Source organism: uncultured Psychroserpens sp., from assembly GCF_947500255.1.
Lineage (GTDB): Bacteria > Bacteroidota > Bacteroidia > Flavobacteriales > Flavobacteriaceae > Psychroserpens.
Genome location: NZ_CANMRL010000003.1, coordinates 328,084 through 346,957 on the forward strand (window position 1 = coordinate 328,084; position 18,874 = coordinate 346,957).

The 18,874-nt window shown below is 34.9% G+C and carries 15 protein-coding genes; all 15 read left to right on the top strand.

Going from position 1 to position 18,874, the window contains the following annotated elements:
* Positions 1–131: 131 nt before the first annotated feature.
* The 15 genes from uvrA to Q0783_RS10955 all read left to right on the top strand — a co-directional run bounded on the left by uvrA (position 132) and on the right by Q0783_RS10955 (position 18,835).
* Entirely contained in the window at positions 132–2,963 is a 2,832-nt protein-coding gene (uvrA, locus tag Q0783_RS10885) for an excinuclease ABC subunit UvrA (RefSeq protein ID WP_298895074.1), read from the top strand.
* Positions 2,964–3,000: 37 nt separating this feature from the next.
* A complete protein-coding gene (locus Q0783_RS10890; protein WP_298895076.1) occupies positions 3,001–3,690 on the top strand; it encodes a TIGR00730 family Rossman fold protein in 690 nt (229 codons plus the stop codon).
* A gap of 34 nt (positions 3,691–3,724) precedes the next feature.
* The gene (locus Q0783_RS10895; RefSeq protein ID WP_298895078.1) at positions 3,725–4,993 is read left to right on the top strand and encodes a T9SS type A sorting domain-containing protein; all 1,269 of its coding nucleotides are present in this window, start codon (positions 3,725–3,727) and stop codon (positions 4,991–4,993) included.
* Positions 4,990–7,827 carry a metalloprotease gene (locus Q0783_RS10900; protein ID WP_298895080.1) on the top strand — a complete coding sequence of 946 codons (2,838 nt, stop codon included), beginning with the start codon at positions 4,990–4,992 and terminating at the stop codon, positions 7,825–7,827. The genes Q0783_RS10895 and Q0783_RS10900 overlap by 4 nt, the downstream gene beginning before the upstream one ends.
* Before the next feature lie 152 nt (positions 7,828–7,979).
* Positions 7,980–10,391 (top strand): thiamine pyrophosphate-dependent enzyme, encoded by a 2,412-nt coding sequence (locus tag Q0783_RS10905; RefSeq protein WP_298895082.1) that lies wholly within the window; start codon positions 7,980–7,982, stop codon positions 10,389–10,391.
* Between the two features lie 72 nt (positions 10,392–10,463).
* Positions 10,464–11,639 (top strand): cytochrome-c peroxidase, encoded by a 1,176-nt coding sequence (locus Q0783_RS10910; RefSeq protein WP_298895084.1) that lies wholly within the window; start codon positions 10,464–10,466, stop codon positions 11,637–11,639.
* Between the two features lie 79 nt (positions 11,640–11,718).
* Entirely contained in the window at positions 11,719–12,888 is a 1,170-nt protein-coding gene (locus Q0783_RS10915; protein WP_298895086.1) for an AraC family transcriptional regulator, read from the top strand.
* 99 nt (positions 12,889–12,987) lie between these two features.
* Entirely contained in the window at positions 12,988–13,479 is a 492-nt protein-coding gene (locus Q0783_RS10920; RefSeq protein ID WP_298895088.1) for a DoxX family protein, read from the top strand.
* 19 nt (positions 13,480–13,498) lie between these two features.
* The gene (locus Q0783_RS10925; protein WP_298895090.1) at positions 13,499–14,002 is read left to right on the top strand and encodes a hypothetical protein; all 504 of its coding nucleotides are present in this window, start codon (positions 13,499–13,501) and stop codon (positions 14,000–14,002) included.
* A 4-nt stretch (positions 14,003–14,006) separates the two neighbouring features.
* Positions 14,007–14,387 (top strand): hypothetical protein, encoded by a 381-nt coding sequence (locus tag Q0783_RS10930; protein WP_298895092.1) that lies wholly within the window; start codon positions 14,007–14,009, stop codon positions 14,385–14,387.
* Between the two features lie 40 nt (positions 14,388–14,427).
* Entirely contained in the window at positions 14,428–16,068 is a 1,641-nt protein-coding gene (locus Q0783_RS10935; protein ID WP_298895094.1) for a class I SAM-dependent methyltransferase, read from the top strand.
* Between the two features lie 16 nt (positions 16,069–16,084).
* Positions 16,085–16,462 carry a DoxX family protein gene (locus Q0783_RS10940; RefSeq protein WP_298895096.1) on the top strand — a complete coding sequence of 126 codons (378 nt, stop codon included), beginning with the start codon at positions 16,085–16,087 and terminating at the stop codon, positions 16,460–16,462.
* Complete coding sequence (locus Q0783_RS10945; protein ID WP_298759534.1) at positions 16,462–16,725, top strand: DUF202 domain-containing protein; 264 nt, start codon at positions 16,462–16,464, stop codon at positions 16,723–16,725. Before Q0783_RS10940 ends, Q0783_RS10945 begins: the two co-directional genes overlap by 1 nt.
* A 104-nt stretch (positions 16,726–16,829) precedes the next feature.
* On the top strand, positions 16,830–18,263 hold the full coding sequence (locus Q0783_RS10950) for a hypothetical protein (protein ID WP_298895099.1): 1,434 nt from the start codon (positions 16,830–16,832) through the stop codon (positions 18,261–18,263).
* Between the two features lie 92 nt (positions 18,264–18,355).
* On the top strand, positions 18,356–18,835 hold the full coding sequence (locus Q0783_RS10955; protein WP_298759529.1) for a hypothetical protein: 480 nt from the start codon (positions 18,356–18,358) through the stop codon (positions 18,833–18,835).
* Positions 18,836–18,874: the final 39 nt, after the last annotated feature.

An 18,874-nucleotide genomic window follows, 5' to 3' on the forward strand; every position in this document is an offset into this window, starting at 1 on the left:
TTTAACGACAAACACGATGGAAATTAGAACAAACTTTTAACATACCCCTAAATGAATCAAGCTTACATTTTAAGCTTAAAATCAGTACCTTTGCAACTTTGCTATTTAACCACACAATTTCAATACCATATATGAGCACATTTGACGACGCTATTGAGGTAAAAGGTGCCAGAGTGCATAACCTGAAAAACATTGATGTTACTATACCACGTGAACAATTGGTAGTGATTACTGGTTTGTCTGGAAGCGGTAAATCATCATTAGCGTTTGATACCATTTATGCAGAAGGACAACGTCGTTATATCGAGACGTTTTCTGCCTATGCACGTCAGTTTCTTGGTGGATTAGAACGTCCAGATGTAGACAAAATTGATGGACTCTCTCCTGTGATTGCCATCGAACAAAAAACAACGAGTAAATCACCTCGATCTACTGTTGGTACTATTACAGAAATTTACGATTTCTTGCGTTTACTTTATGCACGTGCTAGTGATGCTTATAGTTACAATTCTGGTGAAAAAATGGTGAGTTATAGTGATGATCAAATTAAAGAACTCATTAAAGAAAGTTATAAAGGAAAGCGCATCAATGTACTATCACCTGTTGTACGTTCTCGTAAAGGTCATTATCGCGAGTTATTTGAACAAATTGCGAAGCAAGGATTTGTAAAAGTAAGAACAGATGGAGAGGTTCGTGACCTTGAAAAAGGCATGAAGCTAGACCGTTATAAAACACATGATATAGAAATTGTTATTGATCGTTTAAAAATTGATGACTCAGATGATAACGATAAACGTCTCACAGAAACCATTAATACAGCCATGTATCATGGTGATGACGTGCTTATGGTACTTGATCATGACACAGAAGAAACACGTTATTTTAGTAGAAATTTGATGTGTCCATCTTCTGGGATTTCATATCCAAACCCTGAACCAAATAATTTCTCATTTAACTCACCAAAAGGTGCTTGTCCTACTTGTAATGGTATTGGTACGCTATATCAAGTGAACGAAAATAAAATAGTTCCTGATGATACAATTTCTATAAAAACAGGAGCGTTAGCGCCTCATGGACCACAAAAGAATAGTTGGATCTTCAAACAGTTTGAAACCATTGCACAGCGTTTTGATTTTAGTTTAACAGACCCCTTCAAAGATATCCCAGAAGAAGCTAAGCAAATGATCATGTATGGTGGTAATGATAAATTTTCGGTGGAAAGCAAAACACTTGGTGTTACTCGCGAATACAAAATAGATTTTGAAGGTGTTGCTAACTTTATTGAAAATCAGTACAAAAATGCCGAAACCACATCCTTAAAACGATGGGCAAAAGATTATATGGACAAAGTGAAATGTCCAACGTGTGAAGGGTCTCGCTTAAGAAAAGAATCGTTATACTTTAAGGTTAATGGTTTAAATATTGCTGAGCTTGCACATAAAGATATTGTTGATCTTGCGGAATGGTTTGATGCTATCAATGAAAATCTTAGTGAGAAGCAATTTAAAATTGCCGAAGAAATTATAAAAGAAATCAAAGCCCGATTACAATTTTTATTAGATGTTGGACTCAACTACTTATCACTCAATCGTAGTTCAAAATCATTGTCTGGTGGCGAGGCACAACGTATTAGACTGGCTACTCAAATTGGATCACAATTGGTTGGTGTGCTCTATATTTTAGACGAACCAAGTATTGGATTACACCAACGTGACAATGAAAAACTAATCAACTCTTTGATTTCACTTAGAGATATTGGAAACTCGGTTATTGTTGTAGAGCACGATAAAGATATGATTGAGCGTGCCGATTATGTAATCGATATTGGACCTAAAGCGGGTAAATATGGTGGTGAAATCATAAGCATTGGAAATCCGGCTGAACTTCTAACACATGACACATTAACAGCAGATTATCTTAATGGCAAGAAAGAGATTCCTGTTCCGAAGAAACGTCGAAAAGGAAATGGTAAAAAAATAGAGCTTAAAGGTTGTACAGGTAATAACTTAAAGAACGTTTCGGTTGAATTCCCATTAGGAAAAATGATAGGGGTTACTGGTGTTTCAGGAAGTGGAAAATCAACACTTATCAATGAAACGCTGTATCCAATTATGAATGCTTATTACTTTAATGGTGTGAAGAAACCAATGCCATATAAGAGCATTAAAGGCTTAGAGCATTGTGACAAAGTAATTGACATCAATCAATCTCCTATTGGTAGGACACCGCGAAGCAATCCCGCGACTTATACTGGAACATTTAGCGAAATAAGAAGTTTGTTTGCGAAAATCCCTGAAGCCATGATACGTGGTTACAAACCAGGACGTTTTAGTTTTAATGTCAAAGGAGGTCGCTGTGAAACTTGTCAAGGAGGAGGTTTAAGAGTGATAGAAATGAATTTTCTTCCAGATGTTTATGTCGAATGTGAAACCTGTCAAGGCAAGCGTTTTAACAGAGAGACCTTAGAAATTCGTTACAAAGGTAAATCGATAAGCGATGTTTTGGATATGACCATTTCCGAAGCTGTAGACTTTTTTGAACATATTCCTAAAATTTATAAAAAACTTAAAACTATAAAAGATGTTGGTTTAGGTTATATTACTCTTGGGCAACAAAGCACAACACTTTCTGGTGGTGAAGCGCAACGCATTAAACTTGCAACCGAATTGAGCAAACGCGATACTGGAAATACGTTTTATATTCTTGACGAACCCACTACAGGTTTACATTTTGAGGATATTAGAGTCTTAATGTTAGTATTAAATAAACTCGTAGATAAAGGTAATACTGTTCTAATTATTGAACATAACCTTGATGTTATTAAAATGGCAGATTATATTATTGACATTGGATATGAAGGTGGTCAAGGTGGTGGAAACGTAGTGGCTAAAGGCTCTCCCGAAGATATTATAAAAGATAAAAAGAGTTACACTGCGAAGTTTCTTAAAAAAGAACTAAATTAGCAGGTTGATATAAATTTAAAATAAAGACAAAACATATATGAGAAAAGAACAACATCACAAAGGTTGGAATGAGATAAAAACAAACGACTCTTGGGCAATTTTTAAAATCATGGGCGAATTCGTAAATGGATACGAAAAGCTAAGTAAAATTGGGCCATGCGTCTCTATTTTTGGTTCGGCAAGAACAAAGCCTGATCATAAGTATTATAAACTAGCTGAAGAAGTTGCTACTAAAATAGTAGAGCATGGATATGGTGTGATTACTGGTGGTGGACCAGGTATCATGGAAGCTGGTAACAAAGGAGCTCATATTGCTGGAGGAACATCGGTTGGACTTAATATCGAATTACCGTTTGAGCAACATGACAACCCTTATATTGATAATGATAAAAGTTTAGATTTTGATTATTTCTTCGTAAGAAAGGTCATGTTTGTGAAATACTCGCAAGGTTTTGTTGTGATGCCAGGAGGTTTTGGAACACTTGATGAGCTTTTTGAAGCGATTACACTAATTCAAACCAATAAAATAGAAAAATTTCCAATTATCCTTGTTGGAACAGAATTCTGGGACGGTTTAATGGATTGGGTTAAACAAACTCTACTTGACGCTCACAGTAATATTAGTGCTAAAGATTTAGATTTAATTCACGTTGTAGATACTGGTGAAGAAGTGATTAATATACTTGATAAATTCTATAAAGAATATGGACTAAGTCCGAATTTCTAAACAAAAAATAATAACAAATTTCAAGATTACCGCTATGATTAAGAAATTATGTCTTACAGTTTTTGCGTGCGCATTAACGTTTCAATCCCTTTCTGCGCAAGAAAACTTTAAACTTATGTTTTATAACTTACTTAATTTTCCATTAGAAGATGCAGTTCCTAATCGTCTACAATACCTTGAATTGGTATTGGATGATTATAGACCAGATTTATTTATGGTGTGCGAATTAAATAATGTTAATGGAGCTAATACCATTTTGAGTTCACTCCAATTCATAAATCCAGACTATCAAGGAGCTACATTTGAACTTAACACCTCTGACGATAGTGGAAGTAATCAAAATGATCTACAGCAACTCTTATATTATGATAGTTCTAAATTTATTCTAGAAAGTCAAAACATTGTTACAACCATTTTTAGAGATTTTAATCACTATAGGCTAAGACTTAACTCTGTAAATCAAAATACTAACCCAGTTATATTAGATGTGATTGTTTGCCATTTAAAAGCCTCACAAGGTAGCACCAACCAAAATTTACGTCTGCAAATGGTTAATGATTTAACAACTTATCTTGATACATTTCCTGTGAATAGTAATATTGTCTTAGCTGGAGATTTTAATGTCTATACGAGTTCTGAGCCTGCATTTCAAGAGCTTATAGATACAGCTAACAACAATGTTATCAAATTTGAGGATCCAGCAGATCGTATTGGAAGTTGGCATACCAATTCAAATTTTATCGATGTGATGACCCAGTCTACACGTACTCAAACTGGACTTGGTGGTAGTACTGGAGGTTTTGATGATCGTTTTGATTTTATAATGACATCAGCATTTATGAATTCAAATCCCGAATTGACATTTGTTCCAGATAGCTATGATGTGTACGGAAATAATGAAAATTTTCAGTGTTATAATCAAGAAATCAATTCATCAGACTGTGCTGGAGCCGACTTTTCCTTTGCCATCAGAGACGCATTATACAATTTTAGCGACCATCTTCCCGTTACATTAGAACTCCAAACCAATCAATCATTAAGTGTTAATGAAATCTTGGTTGAAGATGCAATCACTATTATTGGCACAAACGTTGTTGATGAAACTCTAAAACTTAAAGTGAAACCTAGTTTAGAAAACAATATATCGCTTTCGATATATAATAGTTTAGGACAACTTGTAAAAACTGTTAACGCTAAAAATTCGTTAATAACAGTAGATGCTGCCTCATTTGCAAATGGTATCTATTATATTACTAACTCTAAATTTCAGTTTGAACCCTTAAAATTTGTAGTTGCGCATTGAAACTAAATTATGTCTTACTTATTAATCTCTTTTTATGGAGTACATTAGTTTTTGGTCAAAATAGTATTGACCTAAGTGCTTCTGTAGATGTGTATACTAAGACCATAAAAATTAATCAACGTATCGTTTATCAAAATGAAAGTAATGATACCTTAACTACAATTTATCTAAGCAACTGGAATAACGCCTACTCTACCAAAAAAACACCTTTAGCCAAACGCTTTACTGAAGAGTTTAACGATAAATTCCATTTTGCTAAAAGCGAACAGCGTGGTTTTACTTTGATTACCAAGATGCATGATGATGCGAACAATGAACTTGAGCATTCTGCTTTAAAAGAGCATCCAGATATCATAAAAGTAAATCTTAAAAAACCATTGCTCCCTAACGAATCTTATGATATTACGCTAAGCTATAACCTTGTGCTGCCAGACGATAGTTTTACGGGTTACGGCATCACTCCCGAAAAAGATTTCGACCTCAAATATTGGTATATTACGCCTTCTGTTTATAACGGAAAATGGCAATACTATAGCAATAAGAACTTAGATGATTTGTACATACCAGAAGCCGATTTAACTTTTCAAATTGAATTTCCTCTCAATTACCAATTGATATCAGAGCTTAATACTATTGATATCAAACAAACAAAGGAGAATCAAACATTCTATTTACACGGAAAAAATCGTGTGAATACCCATTTGATATTGACTAAGTTTTCAAATTTCAAATTTGTACAAACTGATAATTTTACCATTTTTTCCGATCTTTCAAATGAAGGTGTAACCGCTGAAGAAAAAGCTATAATTACTGATAAGATTACGCGTTTTATTACTGAACACTTAGGAGAATACCCTCACGAACGCTTGTTAATTACTAAGAATGATTACAAGAAAGATCCATTATACGGTTTAAATCAGTTACCAAATTTCATAAGACCTTTTCCTGATAATTTTCAATATGAGTTAAAACTTTTAAAGACGGCTTTAAACAATTATTTAGAAAACATCTTATTGATTAATCCAAGAAAAGACTATTGGTTGAGAGATGGTATTCAAATCTATTTCTTAATGAAATATGTTGAGATCTATTATCCAGACACAAAACTACTGGGTACATTAGCTAATGTTTGGGGTGTGCGTTCATTTCATGCAGCAGATTTAGGCTATAACGATCAGTTTACTCTATTTTTCATGCAAATGGCGAGGACAAATCGTGATCAGCCATTAACTATGTCTAAAGATTCTCTATTGAAATTTAATGCCAATATCGCAGGAAAATACAAGGCTGGTATTGGTTTACGATATCTTGACGATTTCATAAATGAAGATATTATGGAAAATAGTATCTCTGAATATCTTAAAACGAATCAGTTAAAGATCACTAGCTCTAATCGTTTTGAAAATCTTATAAAATCAAAAACATCGAAAGACATTAACTGGTTTTTTAAAGATTATGTTGATTCGAGAACTAAAATTGATTTTAAGATAAAAGATATCGAACAAACCGAAGATTCGGTTACCATTACGATTAAGAATAAGCGAAAAAACAACATGCCTATTTCGCTATTTTCTTTAAGTAATGACTCAATCACATCAAAATCGTGGATTGAAAATGTAAGTGGCTTAAAGACTTTTACTATTCCTAAAGACAGCACAGATAAATTTGTACTTAACTACGATAATACAATACCAGAATTTAACTTAAGAGATAATTATAGATCGCTAAATGGTTTCTTTTTGAATAACAAACCATTTCAATTTAGGCTCATTAAAGATGTAGAAGACCCAAACTACAATCAAGTGTTTATAATGCCTCAGGTGGAGTTTAGAAATATTTACGATGGCTTGACCTTAGGTGCTAAGTTTTACAATAAAACTGTTTTAAGAAAAAAGCTGAATTATAAAATATCACCAGTATATGCTACAAAGTCAAGATCCATAACAGGAAGTAGTAATATTTTTTACACGCATTTTATTGAAAATACAGACCTCTTTAACATCACTTATGGTCTCTTTGCCAAATACAATTCATTTGCCGAAGATTCCTTTGTAACTATTCTAACGCCAAGTTTATCATTGTTCTTTAGAGATAAGGACGATTATAGATCTGATAAGTCTAAGTTTTTAAACCTTCGTTTTCTCAGTATCTCAAGGGAAGTTGGTGAAAATGCAATTATTGATGATTTACTAGAGCCAGATTACAGTGTGTTTAACATTAGGTACATTAGCTCAAATCCAGGGTTGGTTAACTTCAACAAATGGTATTATGATGTTCAATTTGCAAAGAAATTTGGAAAAATTTCTTTGAACTACGAATATCGTAAACTTTCAGAATCTAATAGGCAGTTCAACTTGCGTTTGTTCGCTGGAACCTTTTTATATAATAGAACCGAAGCAGACTCAGACTATTTCAGTTTTGCACTAGATAGACCAACAGATTATCTTTTCGATTACAATTATTTAGGACGTTCAGAATCCTCAGGAATTTTTAGTCAGCAAATTATCATTGCTGAAGGTGGTTTTAAATCGAAATTAGAAACACCATTTGCAAACCAATGGATGACCACAGCTAATGTAAGTACCACCATTTGGAAATATATCGAAGCTTATGGTGATATTGGTTTAGTCAAAAATAAAGGTCTCAATCCTGCATTTGTTTATGACTCTGGACTTAAATTAGATCTGGTTACCGATTATTTTGAGTTGTATTTTCCAATATATTCCAATTTAGGTTGGGAAATCGGACAGCCTAATTACGATCAAAAAATAAGGATAAAATTCACCGTAGACCCTCAAGCTTTACTGGGTCTTTTTAGAAGAAAATGGTATTAGCATATTCTTAATCAAAATGTCTTTTTTTTGACTTTTTTGATAATTTCTCTAAAAAAACCTTCTTTTTTTGATGAATTCTTAATAATATAACGATATTCAACGTTGTAACATAACTAAAAAATGGTTAAATTTGCAGCATATAATTCACAGCTATGTCCACAAAAACCAAAGCCACTACCGATATGACCTTTGAAGACTTTAAAAACGAAGTCTTAAATGATTATAAAATTGCAACTACAAGTAGAGAGTGCAGTTTATTAGGTCGTCGTGAGGTGCTTACAGGTAAGGCAAAGTTTGGAATTTTTGGTGATGGTAAAGAGGTTCCTCAATTAGCATGGGCTAAAGTATTCAAAAATGGTGACTTCCGTTCTGGATACTATCGTGACCAAACTTTGATGATGGCCATAGATAAGCTAAACATTCAACAGTTTTTTGCTGGTTTGTATGCACACACCTCTATTGAAGCCGATCCAATGAGTGCTGGTCGACAAATGGGTGGTCATTTTGGAACACATAGTCTTGATGACAATGGTGAATGGAAAAACCTTACAGAGCAAAAAAATTCTAGCGCAGACATCTCTCCTACTGCTGGTCAAATGCCTAGACTTTTAGGTTTAGCACAAGCTTCAAAGATTTATAGACATGTCAACGGCATAGATACCACAAAATTTTCGGTTAAAGGCAATGAAATTGCATGGGGAACTATTGGTAATGCTAGTACAAGTGAAGGTTTATTCTTTGAAACGATTAATGCTGCAGGTGTTTTACAGGTACCAATGGTAATTAGTATTTGGGATGATGAATATGGCATTTCTGTGCACGCAAAACACCAAACAACCAAAGAAAATATCTCTGAAATCTTAAAAGGATTACAAAGAGACGATGATAATAAAGGTTATGAAATTCTTAAGGTTAATGGTTGGGATTATTCTGCATTAATAGACACTTATCAAAAAGCCGAAAAAATAGCACGTGAAGAACATGTACCTGTAATGATTCATGTGGTAGAATTAACACAACCACAAGGACATTCTACTTCAGGTTCTCATGAACGCTATAAAAGCAAAGAACGTTTGGAGTGGGAAGCTCAATACGATTGTATAGTGCAAATGCGTCAATGGATGGTTAATAACAATATTGCTACCGAAGACGAATTAGATACCATAGACAAAGACATAAAGAAAAGTGTAAGAGATGGTAAAAAGGCGGCATGGAACGCGTATTTACAGCCTATTTTAGAAGAGCAAACTCAAGCAATAAATTTGATAGAAGCTGTTGCTGAGTCTAGTGCCAATAAAGTATTCATCTCAAAAATCTGCAACGGTCTTAAAGAGGTTAAAGAACCTGGCAGAAAAGACGTTCTGTCTGCCGCTCGTAAAACATTACGCTATCTCGTTGGCGAAGATTCAAACGAAAAAGAAGCACTTCAAAATTGGATCAATAATTATATTAATGAGGTACAACCTAAATACAGTTCGCATTTACACAGTGAATCTGATTCATCTGTTTTAAATGCTTCAGAAGTAGAACCAGCCTATGATAGCGATGCCGAAATGGTGGACGCGCGATTAATTTTGAGAAATAACTTTGATGCCATTTTTAATACCTATCCTGAAGCCTTGATATTTGGTGAGGATTCGGGTAATATTGGAGATGTAAATCAAGGACTTGAGGGTTTGCAGGAGAAATATGGTGAGTTAAGAGTTGCAGATGCTGGCATTAGAGAAGCAACTATTCTCGGACAAGGGATTGGTATGGCGATGAGAGGCTTGAGACCTATTGCCGAAATTCAGTATTTAGATTACATCCTATACGCACTTCAGATCATGAGTGATGATCTTGCGACCTTACAATACAGAACAAAAGGAAAGCAAAAGGCACCTTTAATTGTTAGAACTCGTGGTCATAGATTAGAAGGTATTTGGCATTCTGGCTCACAACTAGGTGGTATTATAAACCTAGTAAGAGGTATTCATGTTCTTGTACCAAGAAATATGACCAAAGCTGCTGGTTTTTATAATACACTTTTAGAATGTGATGAACCAGCATTGATTATAGAATGTCTAAACGGTTATCGCTTAAAAGAAAAAATGCCAAATAATATTGGTGAGTTCAAAACACCAATTGGTGTTGTAGAGACTGTAAAGGAAGGTACAGATATCACTTTAGTATCTTATGGGTCAACGCTTAGAATTGTTGAACAAACTGCCAAAGAATTACTGGAAGTTGGTATTGATGCAGAAGTAATTGATGTGCAGTCATTACTACCATTTGACATCAACCACGACATTGTAAAAAGTGTTGCGAAAACAAATCGTTTAATGGTAATTGATGAAGATGTTCCTGGTGGTGCTTCAGCTTATATATTAAATGAAATTGTAAACACCCAAAATGCATTTCAGTATTTAGATAGTCAGCCAAAAACCTTAGCAGCGCAACCACATCGTCCTGCTTATGGAACCGATGGTGATTACTTCTCAAAACCTTCTGCAGAAGATATCTTTGAGGCCGTTTATGAGGTGATGCACGAAGTGAACCCTTCCGATTTTCCAAAATTACGATAGAATACTTCCATAAACTATGGTGCTCATTAAACCTTTTGATGATATAAAGGTCTAAGAAAAAAGCCTATATCTATGAGAATCTTATTTCTAGCACTTATGTGCTTAACTATATTGTCATGCGATAGTAATGATGATTTAGTGCCAATTACAAATGATGACGTATTAAACTTTTCTGATATTTTGTCTGTAGACTTTGGCAACCTACCACAATATAGTAATCAAGCTATTCCTCCTTATATTACTCGAGATAATACAACACCTGGTAGTAGCATTACTGATGAAGGCGCTATTTTGGGTCGTGTCTTATTTTATGACAAACAGTTATCTTCCAATAATACTATTGCATGTGCAAGCTGTCATAAACAAAACTTAGCATTTGGGGATGATATTCAGGTGAGTAATGGCGTAAATGGTGTCACAGGAAGACATTCTATGCGTTTGGTCAATTCGAGGTTTTCAGATGAAAGTCGTTTTTTTTGGGATGAGCGCGCTGAAACTTTAGAAACACAAACAACAATGCCAATCAAAGACCATGTAGAAATGGGGTTTAGTGGTGAAAATGGCGATTTAAATTTCAATGATCTCATTGATAGATTAGAAGACACAGCCTATTATCCTGCTCTATTTAATCTAGCTTTTGGTGACTCAACGATTACTGAAGATAAAATTCAAATAGCCTTAGCACAATTTATAAGAAGTATTCAATCATTTGATAGTAAATTTGACGAAGGTCGAGCAATGGCTAATACTGATGGAGAACCATTTAATAATTTTACTCAGCAAGAAAATTTAGGTAAGCAGTTGTTTTTACAACCTGCAGTTTTTAATAACCAAGGCATGAGAATTGATGGAGGTCTTGGATGTGCAGGCTGTCATCAAGCTCCAGAATTTAGCATTGTCCCAAATTCTCTTAATAACGGAAATATAGGAACTATTGACAACTCCGGTTCTGATCTAACTGTGACAAGATCTCCAAGTCTTAGAGATGTCGTTAAAGCTGATGGAACTGCTAACGGACAGTTTATGCATATTGGAGTGAGTAGTAATTTAATAACGGTTCTAAACCATTACAATACTATTAATTTGGCCGGAAATAATAATCTTGATCCTAGATTAAGACCAAATGGTTTTGGGCAACAATTAAATTTAACTCAAGAAGAACGTGATGCTGTTATAGCCTTTATTCAAACTTTAGCAGGTGACGACGTTTATACTAACGAAAAATGGAGTAATCCATTTATTGAATAGGTCATTGACGAAATGAGCCTAATTGATTTTCCAAAACTGCAATAATAATACTATTTTAGTTTTCTAAATTAGTATATCAGTGTTTCCAGATTTTAATCGTTGGAGTTTGCCTTTATTAATTCTTGTCTTGCAAGGATTGCTATTTGCTATTCTATTACTTTCAAAATATAAGCGTAAAGGAAATATTTCAGATCTATTTCTTGGCCTTATCTTATTATTAACCTGTTACAGTCAAACCTGTTATACTGTTGGTTTTATGGGATGGTATAATGAGTTTAGAACTACTAAGATCAATTACTTTTTATTAGAGACTACGTTTGCACTTGGTCCTTTAATTTTCTTTTATGTCAAATCGATAACGACGTCAAAATTTAAATTCAGTAAAAAAGATTGGTGGCACTTCGCTCCTGCTTTTGCATTCATTATATATCGATTATCAATCTATACCTACGATGCTTTACAACCTGGTTTTGACACCGTACAAAATGGTATTCTTAAATTGAGCCTAGACGAACCTATTGTACTCACGGCTATTGGGTATATTAGTCCGCCTTACATGCTACTCTACCTAGCATTCACATTTCAGTTGTTTTATAATTATCGAAAAAAGATCATGCAGTTCTTCTCAAACACGTATAAACTAGAGCTGAATTGGATCTTAAGTTTCCTCGTACTATTTTCATTGGCTTTCTTATACAGTACGATTCAATCGGTTGTTGGTAGATATATCGATTTGGGATATGATGATCGCTGGTGGCTCAATCTATTTGTAGCAATCATCACGTTGTACGTTGGAATAAAAGGCTATTTCACAGACACCACTAAACTTAAAAAATTAAGCTTTAGCTTTTCACCTAATCGTGATGCCATTCCGCAAAACACAGAAGCAAATGAGCAAAAAACGATTTCTCAAGCAGATGTAGATACTGTAAAAGCCTTAATGGAAATTGATAAAGCCTATCTCAATCCAGAATTAAATCTTTCTGATCTGGCCGAACAAGCACATATGTCACGTGCACAATTATCTGAAATCGTAAATTCTGGATTTCATAAAAACTTTAATGATTTTGTAAATGGCTATCGTGTAGAAGCATTTAAATCGATGCTTAAAGAAAATAAACACGAACAGTTATCATTACTTGGAATAGCACAAGAATGTGGTTTTAATAGTAAGGCGACCTTTAATCGTGTATTTAAAAAACTAACCAACTACTCTCCTACCGAATATTTAAAATCCTCACTCAATTAAGACGTCTCAAATCGTATTTAAGACCTGAGAATACCATATAAGTCGCCCAACGACGCATAATGCTGCACATTTGTATCAACAAACAAAACAAGTTGCATTATGAAAATCATTACTCTATTAACAACACCTTTTACGCAAAAGCATTGGTTCGCAGATCTACTATTTGCTATCATTCGTTTTATCTGCGGAATCCTTTTAGCGCTCGACTTTGGAGCTTCAAAATTTGGAATGCCTTGGACAGACGAATCACAACACTTAGACCTCTTTGAAGTCGCTGCATGGTTCCCTGAAGATGTTGCGAGCTACGGTGGGATTTTTGCTGTAGCACCAATATTTTTTGCTTGGATGGGTGCTTTTAGTGAAGCTGTTGGAGGCTTACTTTTAGCCTTTGGCTTGCAAACCAGATTGGCCTCATTCCTTATCATGTGTACTATGCTCGTAGCCATCTTTATGCAAAAATGGGGACAAAGCACATGGGCAATGCTTCCAGCCATGGGATTCCTTTGGGTTAGTATCTACCACTTGTATTTGGGCTCAGGACGTTTTGGGCTGGACTATCTCATCAGTAAAACATTAAAACACAAAAATTAATATTAAAAAACAACACATCATGACACATTTACACAAACACATCATCACCATTGCCATTACAGTAATCACATTAACAGTTGGCGCACAATCTAAGACTTCAATAACTATGGATGAGTTAAGCGTATTAGATAACACACAATGGACAGGCGAGCTCATGTATGTCAACTATAGTGACAGTCGCGAGGTAACCTTAAAGACGACAATGCAGATTCAGATCAAAGGTCATAAGATTTTGATGAGTACCCAATACGACAATGAGCCTTCAGCTAATTCAAAAAGTACCATCAAACTAAAAAAGAATGGCACTTACTTTGGAAATGAAAAGATTATAAAGAAGCATATTTCCGAAGATGGAAAAACAACACTCACAACCTTTTATGAAGGACGTGATGCTAACAAACCTGCTAAAATCTACAAAACTTATGTATATGACAGCAATAATTTCTCTGTAACTAAAGAGGTACAATTTAACGACGATTCAGAAAAATTTGTACGTAATCGCTATACATATACTAAACTCTAAGATTATGAAATATATAACGCTTTTAATTATTGGACTTCTACTGTTTGGTTGTGTTCAAGACACACATCTAAAAACAGTACATTTCAAAGTAGATATGACAGCCATTGATGAGGTCTATAAAGTGGGCATTAGAGGGCCTTTTACCAAGAACCCTTGGCAAGACACCATTTATTTTACAGATACCGACAACGATGGTATTTATGAAGGAACAATTACAAAACAAACAGCCCAAAGTAGTGTGAGTTTCAAATTCGTTAATCGGGATTCTATTTTCGAATTAGAACATCAGAACAACCGACAAATAAACTTTAAATATCAACCAGAAACCATACAATACGAGGCCGTTTTTGATAAACCATTAGGAAAACAGTCTCAAATGAATTAGAAACCAGAACAATTCGTCTTAAAAATCCGTCACACTAGTGATGGATTTTTTATATTTATACGAAACAGATCAGCCCATGCTTTCAAAACAAGATAAAGAACAATTAAGAGGTACAATCTTTAGGCATCTTGATGGTATTGCAACTGCAACTTCGGCTTTTGCCTTACACAAAAAAGGAGTGCTTGATTATATATTAGAGCACAAGAAGGTAGAACTAGCAACATTAACCTCAAATTTTAATGCGAATGAAGGCTATTTAAATGTAGCTTTACGAGTTTTAGCATCTCAAGGCTGGTTAACACAACACATCGACAATAAAAGTGATGTGATCTTTTATGAAACAAATGCATTGAGTACAGAAGCATTTCAATTGGTTTCACATTATGAAGAGGCTGTCAATTTGTTACGGTATTCTGTGCGATTTCCGGAGGAACGTATAGGCGCTGATGCCTTTAGTGCCTTAGAAAAAGTGTTTCAATCCTATGAGCGCAAATTCGATATAGATATTTCCGATGACACTTCCGTAGCTTACCAAATAGTAAAGCATATTGAAGGCTGTATCGTTGGACCAATTATTGTGCTATTAGGTGTAAATGGCCTATTTCACAAATATTTTATGGAGGCTTCGTTTACTGCTGAAGAATATCATAAAGATCCCGAGAGTTTTAAAAAAATACTCGATTTCTTTGCGCATTTAGGCTGGTTTAATAAAAAGAAAAACACCTATCAATTCACAGATGAGGGCTTATTTTATGCCAAACGTGCTAGCGCTTATGGTGTGACTGTGTCTTATTTACCAACACTTATACATTTGGATGAGTTGATCTTCGGAAATGCAAACATCCTGAAAACCGAGTCGCCAGATGATACCGAAAAGCATGTGCATCGTGAGATGAATGTTTGGGGAAGTGGTGGCGCGCATTCGACCTATTTTAAAGTCATAGATGACGTCATTATCAAACTCTTTAACAAACCGATAGACGAACAGCCTAAAGGAATTTTGGATATGGGTTGTGGTAATGGTGCGTTTATTCAGCATATTTTTGATGTTATAGAATATCAGACGATAAGAGGCAAAATGCTTGATGAACATCCTCTGCTTTTGGTTGGAGCCGATTTTAACCAAGCTGCCTTAAAGGTGACTCGTGCCAATTTGATAAAAGCAGATATTTGGGCAAAAGTAATTTGGGGAGATATTGGTCGACCAGATGTATTGGCTCGCGATTTAAAAGAAGATTACAATATTGATCTAAAAGATTTACTCAATGTGCGTACATTTTTAGATCACAATCGTATATGGGAAACACCAAAGTCTGCAACAGAACACATAAGTAAGTCTACTGGAGCTTATGCGACTTTAGGGCAACGCATTAATAACAACCAAGTGGAATATTCACTTTTAGAACATCTTACCAAATGGAAACCGTATGTGGAGCGCTTTGGTTTATTAATGATTGAACTACATACAGTCAAACCAAGTTTGGTCGCTAAGCATATTGGTAAAACAGCAGCAACAGCGTATGACGCTACACATGGTTATAGTGATCAATACATCTTAGAAGTTGATGTATTTAATGCGATTGCAGAAGAAGCCGGATTACATCCAGATCCGAATTATTTTTCTAAATTTCCAAATAATGAATTGGCAACAGTAAGTGTCAATCTTTTAAAAGGTAACTAACTTAACTCTATCTGACATGAAAAAAAACTTTACAGATTTAGCATTATTGGTATTACGATTGGGGTTTGGCGGATTTATGCTCACCCATGGTATTCCGAAATTTAATTATTTGTCAAATCCTGCAGAATTTCCAGATCCCATTCACCTTGGACCAACACTATCACTACTGTTATGTTTAATTGGTGAGGTTATAGCACCTATACTATTGATTGTTGGTTTTAAAACCAAATGGGCAGCCATTCCAGCAGCACTCACTATGATGATTGCGGCTTTTGTGGTACACGCCAAAGATGATCTGGCAACAAAAGAGCATGCATTACTATACTTGTTTGCGTTTATCGCGCTATTTTTGGCTGGAGCAGGTAAATACTCATTAGACGGATTAAAAAAATAATGGAAAAAGAAAACACGCTTGTGACGAGAGATTGGTTGGCCATAGAGCGAACCAAACTTGCCAACGAACGCACCTTTTTGGCGTATTTTAGAACATTCCTAGTCTTTTTAGGAACAGGAGTTACAATTTTGAAACTTGAGTTTTTTGCAGATTTAAAATCTTACGGCATCATACTTATTATAGTGTCTGCCGTTTTATTATTTATAGGTATCTATAGGCTGTTTAGAGTGAGAAAAGCGATACGACAACATTATAATTTGTAATTAATAGTCTATAAATCTTAGTGTGGCGTAATTATTGTATTTTCGTCTGCTGTGTTTTCTAAACTATTGAAAACAACTGTACTAAATTCAATGTATCTTAAATTATGAAAAAAATTATTCTATTAGCTTTGATGGTCATTCCAATGCTAAGCTTTGCTCAAAAGATCAAAGTAAAAAAAGGCACTGTAACTTTTGATGGTAAAGCTGTTGCTAAAGTAAATACAGAACTTCGCGACAACTACTTATTCTCAACATTGTCTGGAGAAAAAGCCTTTGATGTTGTGTTTAAAGGTTTATCAGCTTCAAATACTGAAGGCTTTCAATGGCTGGAATTAACTTCTGCTAGCGGACAAAAAACTGAAATTCCTTATGAGGTATTGATGACGAGTTTTAGTCCGACAAAACTCATCATCAAACTCTTAAGTGCTAAATATGGTTTAATCACTTCCGATGGTATTGATATGGCACAGGTAGATGAGTTTTTTGCTCAAGAACGTGAAGTGCTTAGTGACAAATACATGAAGAATGTCGTATCTGCCAAAGCAGATCAAGAAGAACGAAAAGCCAAAATTGGTCGTTACAATGCGTTTGTAAAAGATGATGGGACTATCGTTTTTGGAGGTTCTACCGGAACGAGAATTATGGGTCGTGTGGCCTACGGAAATAATGCCTATAGTGTGATTGATCTTGATGGTATAACCGTTGGAACAGCAACAGGATGTTCGACCTGCACAACCGTTAAAGCAAAAACCTTTACCGACGAAGAATTTGAATTTGACTATGGCTCAAGAACCATGATGACTGGACGCTTTTCGAGATCGTTCGGACAAATATTTGTGGAGGAACTTTTAGGACGCGACTATAAATTAGGTCGTGAAGCCAAAGCGTATAAAGCACGATTACACAAAGAAAAGGTGAAAGTCGCTAAAGAAAATAGTGTCAACCTTTATGGTGTTCCAGGTTCTGTAACCGATAAAGACGGAAAGACCTATTCTGGGATCGTTTATGTGATCTTCGAAAAACTACAACTTGATCCTGCTCAGCAGGAAAGTGATCTCTACGATATGAACTCTATTGATAAGTTTGGAAAGTTTGTAAGTGTGAAGTACAAAAATGATAAAGGACGACCGCGTACTAAGAAATTTGCGGCTAGAAATAATATCAAATTTTGTGCTACAGACGAAGGTGAAGAGAAATGTTTTTATGGTATGAAAACCAAAGGGAATGCGCTTAAAAAATTATCAAATGCTGGAAGTTTAGGCTTTGATAACTCGTATTTCTATGAAGTGGTTTATGAGTATAAAGGGAATATGGTCTTATCAAAACCAGGCGAACCTGATACTTACGTTTTAAAGTTTGCCGATAAAAAAGTAGGTTTTATGATTGATGAGCGTAAAAATGAAAAGATCTCTGCAGCATTAGCGAAGTTTATAGACAACTGTGCAGTACTAGGTGACGATTTAAAGAACAATGAGTTTGATTTGAGTAATCTAAGCAACTTAAAAACCATTGTTGACGAATATGGAGATTGCAAATAGATGCATCTCACAGATAAAGTAAAAAAGGCTACCAGTTTGGTAGCCTTTTTTAGTATCTTGACCAAAGAAACCAACAACCCAAAACTCACATCATGAAAGCTGTTTCTGTAGTAACAATACGAAAAGAACTCAAGCACAAATCCAATGAAGAATTAGCCGAGCTGTGTTTGCGTTTGTCACGCTTTAAAAAAGAGAATAAGGAGCTCCTCACCTATTTGTTATTTGAAGCCGATAGTGAAGCTGGTTATATTGACACCGTTAAAGCTGAAATAGATGAGCAATTTGAACTCATCAATACTGACAGTTATTTCTACATTAAAAAAAGTGTTCGTAAGATCTTACGTAATACCAAAAAGTACATTAGGTATTCGCTTAATAAGGAAACCGAAGTAGAGCTCCTCCTCTATTTTTGTAAGACACTAAAAACCATGCGACCTTCGATAAAACGCAATACAACCTTAACCAATATTTATGAGCGTAATATAGAAGCGATAAAGAAAAAGATTGTCAATCTACATGAAGACCTACAATACGACTATAGGATTGTATTAGAGGAGATAGAAGATTTGTAATGAGGAACAAAAGGTCACGTTTACGGGAGTATAGACCCC